The 6,994-nt window shown below is 41.5% G+C and carries 4 protein-coding genes and 2 pseudogenes; 4 read left to right on the forward strand and 2 right to left on the reverse strand.

Features of this window, described 5'->3' with window-relative positions; translation table 11 throughout:
- Positions 1 to 29 precede the first annotated feature (29 nt).
- The gene (locus F4694_RS22395; RefSeq protein WP_179602029.1) at positions 30 to 1,160 is read right to left on the reverse strand and encodes an IscS subfamily cysteine desulfurase; all 1,131 of its coding nucleotides are present in this window, start codon (positions 1,158 to 1,160) and stop codon (positions 30 to 32) included.
- 109 nt (positions 1,161 to 1,269) lie between these two features.
- On the opposite strand from F4694_RS22395, the gene nadB reads away from it, so the two are divergent.
- The 4 genes and pseudogenes from nadB to safA form a co-directional block, all read left to right on the forward strand.
- A complete protein-coding gene (nadB, locus tag F4694_RS22400) occupies positions 1,270 to 2,847 on the forward strand; it encodes an L-aspartate oxidase (RefSeq protein ID WP_179602031.1) in 1,578 nt (525 codons plus the stop codon).
- Positions 2,816 to 3,664: a carboxylating nicotinate-nucleotide diphosphorylase gene (gene nadC, locus F4694_RS22405; protein WP_179602033.1), complete on the forward strand. Its 849-nt coding sequence runs from the start codon at positions 2,816 to 2,818 to the stop codon at positions 3,662 to 3,664. Before nadB ends, nadC begins: the two co-directional genes overlap by 32 nt.
- Before the next feature lie 2 nt (positions 3,665 to 3,666).
- A complete protein-coding gene (gene nadA, locus F4694_RS22410) occupies positions 3,667 to 4,764 on the forward strand; it encodes a quinolinate synthase NadA (protein WP_179602035.1) in 1,098 nt (365 codons plus the stop codon).
- Positions 4,765 to 4,906: 142 nt separating this feature from the next.
- Positions 4,907 to 5,062, forward strand: a pseudogene (safA, locus tag F4694_RS32410) (SafA/ExsA family spore coat assembly protein); the annotation flags it as partial.
- Between the two features lie 197 nt (positions 5,063 to 5,259).
- Here safA and F4694_RS33010 read toward each other — a convergent pair.
- A pseudogene (locus tag F4694_RS33010) lies at positions 5,260 to 5,571 on the reverse strand (pentapeptide repeat-containing protein); the annotation flags it as partial.
- Positions 5,572 to 6,994 lie beyond the last annotated feature (1,423 nt).

Below are 6,994 nucleotides of genomic sequence, written 5' to 3' on the forward strand. Positions count from 1 at the left end.
TCATATTTCAACCCTATTTTACCATAGTTCTATAGTTTAAATTTCTTCACGATATCTACAATAGTTTCCCCAAGCTTCACTACATCTTCGATCCTCGTTGTCTTCCCAAACGAAATACGGATAAATTCCTTAGCTTCTTGAGGGCTCAATCCTAAAGCTTGTGTCACTTTTGCTGGAGCTTGCATACCAATTTGACAAGCACTTCCGGTTGAAATCGCGAATCCGTACCGATTACATTCCAGCATCATCCATTGACCTTCAACACCAGAGATCCGCAATCCGATAATTGAAGGTAACTGTGAGTCAGGAGCTGCTTCAAAAATAACCACAGAATCCTTAATAGGATTAAGCGACTCCATTAAAGTGGCTCGAAGCTGTAAAAAATGATCGTGACATTGAACAAGTTGGTCATGTATCTTTTGAGCCGCTGCAGTCATAGAAGCAATAGCAGGGACGTTCACCGTACCTGGCCTAAAGCCTCTCTCATGTGATCCTCCTGGAAAAAAAGCTCTCCAAGAAATAGCCGGATCCACATAAACTCCGCCAACCCCTTTTGGACCATAAATTTTATGACCAGAAAAGGAGAAGCTGCTGACCAGCGGCGTGATTTTTTTTAACTCTATTTTTCCAAAAGATTGAACAAAATCACTGTGAAAATGGATATCATACTCTCTGCAAATACGAGCGATATCTTCAAGCGGCTGAATTGTGCCTATTTCAGAATTAACATGCTGCACGATCACTAACACCGTGTCAGGGGTAATGGCATTCGCCAATTCTTCTATGTTAATGAGCCCGGAAGAGTTGAGCGGCAAATAAGTAATGCTATAGCCTTCTAACCGGTCGAGAATACCGTGAATGGATGAATGCTCGGCCATCCCAGCGATGATGTGCTTCCCAGCTTTTTTAGGAACTGACAATAATGCCTCAATCGCTAAAAAGTTCCCCTCCGAACCACCACTTGTAAAGTATAAACCTTTTTTATTTATCCCTAAAAGATTTGCCAGCTCTTCACGGCAATTCTCTAACAAGTCCTGTGACTGCCCGCCAAAATCATGGAGGGAGCTTGAGTTTCCAAAGAACTCAGTTGAAGCCTGCAAAAACACCTCTGCTGCTTCAGCATCTAATGGAGTCGTCGCCGCAAAATCAAAATAAATCATTAGTAATCTCCAATACTCTTATTTTTTTATTACGAAAAAAATCTTGATATTAGTTTAATTCTATGTAAATATAGATGTCAAGACACCTGTTAATCCAGGAGGACTCAAGATGACAATAAATGATGATGTTTTAATTTTAGGAAGTGGGATTGCTGCACTGCAGTTAGCCTCATTTTTAAATAAGGATTTAAATGTGAGGATACTCACAAAGGAAAAAATTAGAACCGCTAATTCTTATCTTGCTCAAGGTGGTATTGCCGCTGCAATTGGCGAGCATGACCATCCCAATAAACATATCGCAGATACATTTGAAGCAGGAAGATATCACAATAATCAAGAAGCCGTTAAAGAAATCATAGAAGCCGCACCTAGGCTGATTAAGTTCATTTCTGAACAAGGATCTGTTTTTGATAAAAATCAAGATGGTGAATTGCTGCTTGGAATGGAAGGCGCACATAGTGAAAAGCGAATTGTTCATGGCGGCGGAGACGCTACAGGTAAAAATGTAGTCGAGTTCCTTATTAGCACGCTGAAGGAAAATGTCACCATTGAAGAAGATGTTTTTGCCTATGAGTTATTACTGAATTCCGAGAAACGCTGCATTGGTGTAAAAGCAAAAATGCCAGATGGTACTATAAAGCAGTATTACAGCCGGAATACAATCGTAGCAACAGGCGGCTGCGGGCAATTGTTTACCTATACTTCAAATGCTGATACAGTCAGCGGTGACGGGATTGCAATGGCCTATTTAGCAGGTGCTGAAGTGGTTGATATGGAGTTTATTCAGTTCCACCCTACACTTTTATACCTAAATGGTGAAACGAAAGGGTTAATTTCTGAAGCGGTACGCGGCGAAGGTGCCGTTCTCGTGACGGATGATGGCACACCAATTATGGAAGGTGTTCATCCACTTAAGGACCTTGGTCCAAGGCATGTTGTCTCACAGAAAATCTATGAATATCTTAAAAAAGGCAGCCAAGTATATTTAGATATTAGTAAAATTGAAACCTTTAAGCAAAGATTCCCTTCGATAACCGCTATTTGTGAGGAAAATGGCCTTCCGTTATCAGAGGGAAGAATTCCAGTTGCTCCCGGCAGTCATTTTTTAATGGGAGGAATTAAAACCGATTTATACGGCCGGACTTCCATAAAGGGGCTATTTGCTATTGGTGAAGCCGCCTGTACAGGATTGCATGGGGCAAACCGCCTTGCAAGTAATTCCTTATTAGAGGGTTTATATATGGGAGAAAAGTTATCTTCAATACTAAATGAGACAGAATACGAAGATATCCTTTCAACAGAAATCATTCGTCCATTTATTCCGCAAGAGAAAGTAATTTTACCAGACTTGCAACAAATAAAGGATACGATGATGGAGCGGGTAGGTATTGTCCGCAATAAGGCAAATCTCCAAAACCAAAAAGCATGGTTAGATACCTTTAAAGCACACCAAATAAATAATCTTACTATCTATTCTATTGAAGAGTTGAAAAAGATTTTTATGCTGATTAACGCAAGTTTAATTACCGAAGCTGCTTTGAAACGAACCGAAAGCCGTGGTGGTCATTTTCGAAGTGATTACGCAAAAGAAGACGACCATTATTGGTTAAACAAAACCATTATTCATAAAAATAGCCAGGGATTGGAGAGTAACCATGAATACAATGAAACTGCGCTCGCTACTTGAGCAATTTTTTATCGAAGATATTGGGGAACAGGATATTACAACAGATTTAATTTTTGCAGATGAAACAAAAGGCGAAATCGTCTTTCTCTCAAAAGATAATGGCATTTTTTGTGGAGAAGAAATCATTAAAACCGGTTTTAAACTTTTGAATACCGACATTGAAATACAGCTTTTTGTCAAGGATGGTCAAGCTATTGAATACGGTCAGAAGCTTGCAACAGCCTCTGGAAAAATAGCGGATTTATTAAAAGGGGAAAGAGTTGTTCTCAACCTCATCCAAAGAATGAGCGGGATTGCCACCCTTACACGTAAAGCAGTTTCTACATTGGATAGTGGTCATACCAAAATTTGTGATACGCGTAAAACCACACCTGGTTTAAGAATGCTTGAAAAATATGCCGTTACCTGTGGAGGAGGCTTCAATCATCGTTTTGGTTTATACGACGGAATCATGATTAAAGATAATCATATTTCGTTTGCAGGCTCGATAACAAATGCAGTTGAAAGTGTTCGCAAAAAAGCAGGTCATATGGTGAAGGTAGAAGTTGAAGTTGAAACGGAGTCTCAGGTGAGAGAAGCGGTCAGCGCCGGTGCAGATGTCATTATGTTTGATAATCGTAGCCCAGATGAAATAAAAGAACTAATTAAATTAGTTCCTTCAGGATTCATAACGGAAGCTTCAGGCGGGATTCAATTAACCAATTTAGCTGGTTATCGTGATACAGGTGTTGATTATATTTCACTAGGATTCTTAACACATTCATATAAAGCACTCGATATAAGTGTAAAAGTTCTTTTTAGGGAAGGGGAGAAATAAACGTGAGTATTTTAGCAGCCATGCAAAAGAATAAAATGATTCCTGAAAAATACAAACAAATGTCGCAGGAAGAGTTAGAAGCTAGAGTGGTAGAAGTGAAAAATAAATTAGGCTCAAAACTTTTCATTCCAGGACATCATTACCAAAAAGATGAAGTCATTCAGTTTGCCGACGCGACCGGAGATTCCTTGAAACTAGCACAACTATCTGCTGAAAATACCGAAGCAGAATTTATTGTTTTCTGCGGCGTTCATTTTATGGCAGAAACGGCGGATATCCTAACAAACGATAACCAAAAGGTCATTCTCCCAGACATGCGTGCAGGCTGTTCTATGGCTGACATGGCAGACCTGGATCAAACTGAAAAGGCATGGGAAATTCTTCAGGGGATTTTTGGTGATACGATTCTTCCATTAACATATGTTAATTCAACTGCAGCGATTAAATCTTTTGTTGGTGCTCATGGCGGTGCGAGTGTCACCTCTTCAAATGCAGAGACAATGGTTAAATGGGCATTTACCCAAAAAGAACGTATTTTATTTTTACCTGATCAGCATTTAGGCCGCAATACCGCTTATGACTTGGGTATAGGTTTAGATGAAATGGCAGTTTGGAATCCAATAACGAATAAGCTTGAATACGAAGGAGATCCTTCAAAAATAAAAGTCATCCTTTGGAAAGGTCACTGCTCTGTTCATGAGAACTTTACTGTTCAGAATGTCCATGATACGCGCAGCCAATATCCTAATATGACAATCATTGTTCACCCTGAATGCCGCCGTGAAGTCGTGGAATTATCCGATTTGGCTGGTTCAACAAGTTATATTATTAATGCGATTGAAAAGGCAGAGCCTGGTTCTGAATGGGCAATCGGAACAGAAATGAATTTAGTCAACCGTCTAATTAAGAATCACCCCGATAAAAAAATTATTTCACTAAATCCTGCCATGTGTCCTTGTTTAACCATGAATAGAATTGATCTGCCGCATTTAGTGTGGAGCCTAGATACACTAGAAGAAACAAAGAATACGATTAAAGTGGCTCCAGAGATTGCTGAAAATGCTAAATTAGCGCTCGATCGCATGTTACAAAATTCATAATGATTAGGGTAGATGCAATTTTCATGAACAATTGCATCTATTTTATTTTCGAGGGGTTGATTCATATTTTCCCGAAAATAAGCATAAGTTTTTCTGAAGAATGTTAGCACTTTGCCCATCATCACATAGAATATATGGACTTATGCATAGGAGGGAAATCAGAGTGAAGATCCATATCGTACAGAAAGGGGATACTCTTTGGAAAATCGCCAAGAAGTACGGCGTGAATTTTGAAGAGCTGAAAAAGATGAATTCACAGCTCAGCAACCCTGATATGATTATGCCCGGTATGAAAATAAAAGTCCCAACTTCAGGTGGAACAATAAAAAAAGAAGCGCCTATGGGAACACAGCCGGGGGCCACAATCAACTTAGGCGCCAAGAAAGAAATGCCGATTGCTGGGCAACCGTTTACCAAAGAGAAACCAAAAGAAATGCCGATTAAAACCGCTCCAAAAAAGGAGGTTCCAATTAAGGAAGCACCGATAAAAGAAGCTCCAATTAAGGAAGCACCGATAAAAGAAGCTCCAATTAAGGAAGCACCGATAAAAGAAGCTCCAATTAAGGAAGCACCGATAAAAGAAGTTCCTATTAAAGAAGCACCGATAAAAGAGGTTCCTATTAAAGAAGCACCAATAAAAGTAGCACCGATAAAAGAAGTGCCAATCAAAACTGCACCAGCCAAAGAAATACCTATTAAAGAAGCACCTATTAAGGAAGTGCCGATAAAAGAGACGCCAATAATAGAAGCACCAAAAACACCATACACTCCAAAAATGCCTCTGCAAATCATTCCAGAAATCGACATTAACAACTATTATCTGAACAACATGACCAATATGGAGGTTAAACAGCCAGTGCTGCCTCCAAAACCAGCCAACATACTTCCTGAAATAAAAGAACCTGTAAAAGAACCGATAAAAGAATACCCAGTTATGCCTGTACAAGAAGCACCAATGGAAAACCAGATCCCTGTACAGCAGCAAATGCCGCAAGATTATTGTGTACCTATATCACCAATAATGCCTGGAACAGGATTTTGTCCGCCGCCGCCACAATGGTGCCCGCCGCCGCCTTGTCCACCAATGTCATTTATGCCTTATCCACAAGTTCAAGGAGCGGTAATGCCACAGGTACCTAATATGCTTTTTAATCAACCTGGATCAATGCCAGGGGTAGCAGGTGCGGAATATATGCCACATGGCTTTGATGATGAATCTTCATCCTTTATGCCGCAATTACCAATGAACAACCCTATGCAAGGAGGCTTTGGCCAAATGCCAATGGGTAGCCAAATGACAGGAATGGGTCAAATGCCAATGGGTGGCCAAATGCCAGGAATGGGTCAAATGCCAATGGGCGGCCAAATGCCAGGAATGGATCAATTGACAATGGGCAGTCAAATGCAGGGAATAGGTCAAATGCCAATGGGCAGTCAAATGCCAGGAATGGGTCAAATGCCAATGGGCGGCCAAATGCCAGGAATGGATCAAATGTCAATGGGCAGCCAAATGCCAGGAATGGATCAAATGCCAATGGGCAGCCAAATGCCAGGAATGGATCAAATGTCAATGGGCAGCCAAATGCCAGGAATGAGTCAAATGCCAATGGGCAGCCAAATGCCAGGAATGGATCAAATGTCAATGGGCAGTCAGATGCCAGGAATGAGTCAAATGCCAATGGGCAGCCAAATGCCTGGAATGAGTCAAATGCCAATGGGCAGCCAAATGCCAGGAATGGATCAAATGTCAATGGGCAGTCAGATGCCAGGAATGAGTCAAATGCCAATGGGCAGCCAAATGCCTGGAATGAGTCAAATGCCAGCAGGATTTGACCAAATGCCAGCAGATGATCAAATGCCATATTTTGATGAAAGTTCAGAAGTGCCAGTAGGCTCGCCAGCAGCCACAAATCAAGGCTGGTTCAATCAAGGTATGCAGGGAATGGGAGCTCCAATGATGAACCCAGGATTCAGTCAACCAGGAATGGGAGGACCAATGGGAGCAGGCTTCGGTCAACCAGGAATGGGAGGACCAATGGGAGCAGGCTTCGGTCAACCAGGAATGGGAGGGCCAATGGGAGCAGGCTTTGATCAGTCAGGAATGGGAGGACCAATGGGAGCAGGCTTTGACCAATCAGGAATGGGAGGACCAATGGGAGCAGGCTTCGGTCAACCAGGAATGGGAGGGCCAATGGGAGCAGGCTTTGATCAGTCAGGAATGGGAGGACCA

Origin of the sequence: Neobacillus driksii (genome assembly GCF_013409995.1) — a bacterium.
Taxonomy (GTDB): domain Bacteria; phylum Bacillota; class Bacilli; order Bacillales; family Cytobacillaceae; genus Neobacillus; species Neobacillus driksii.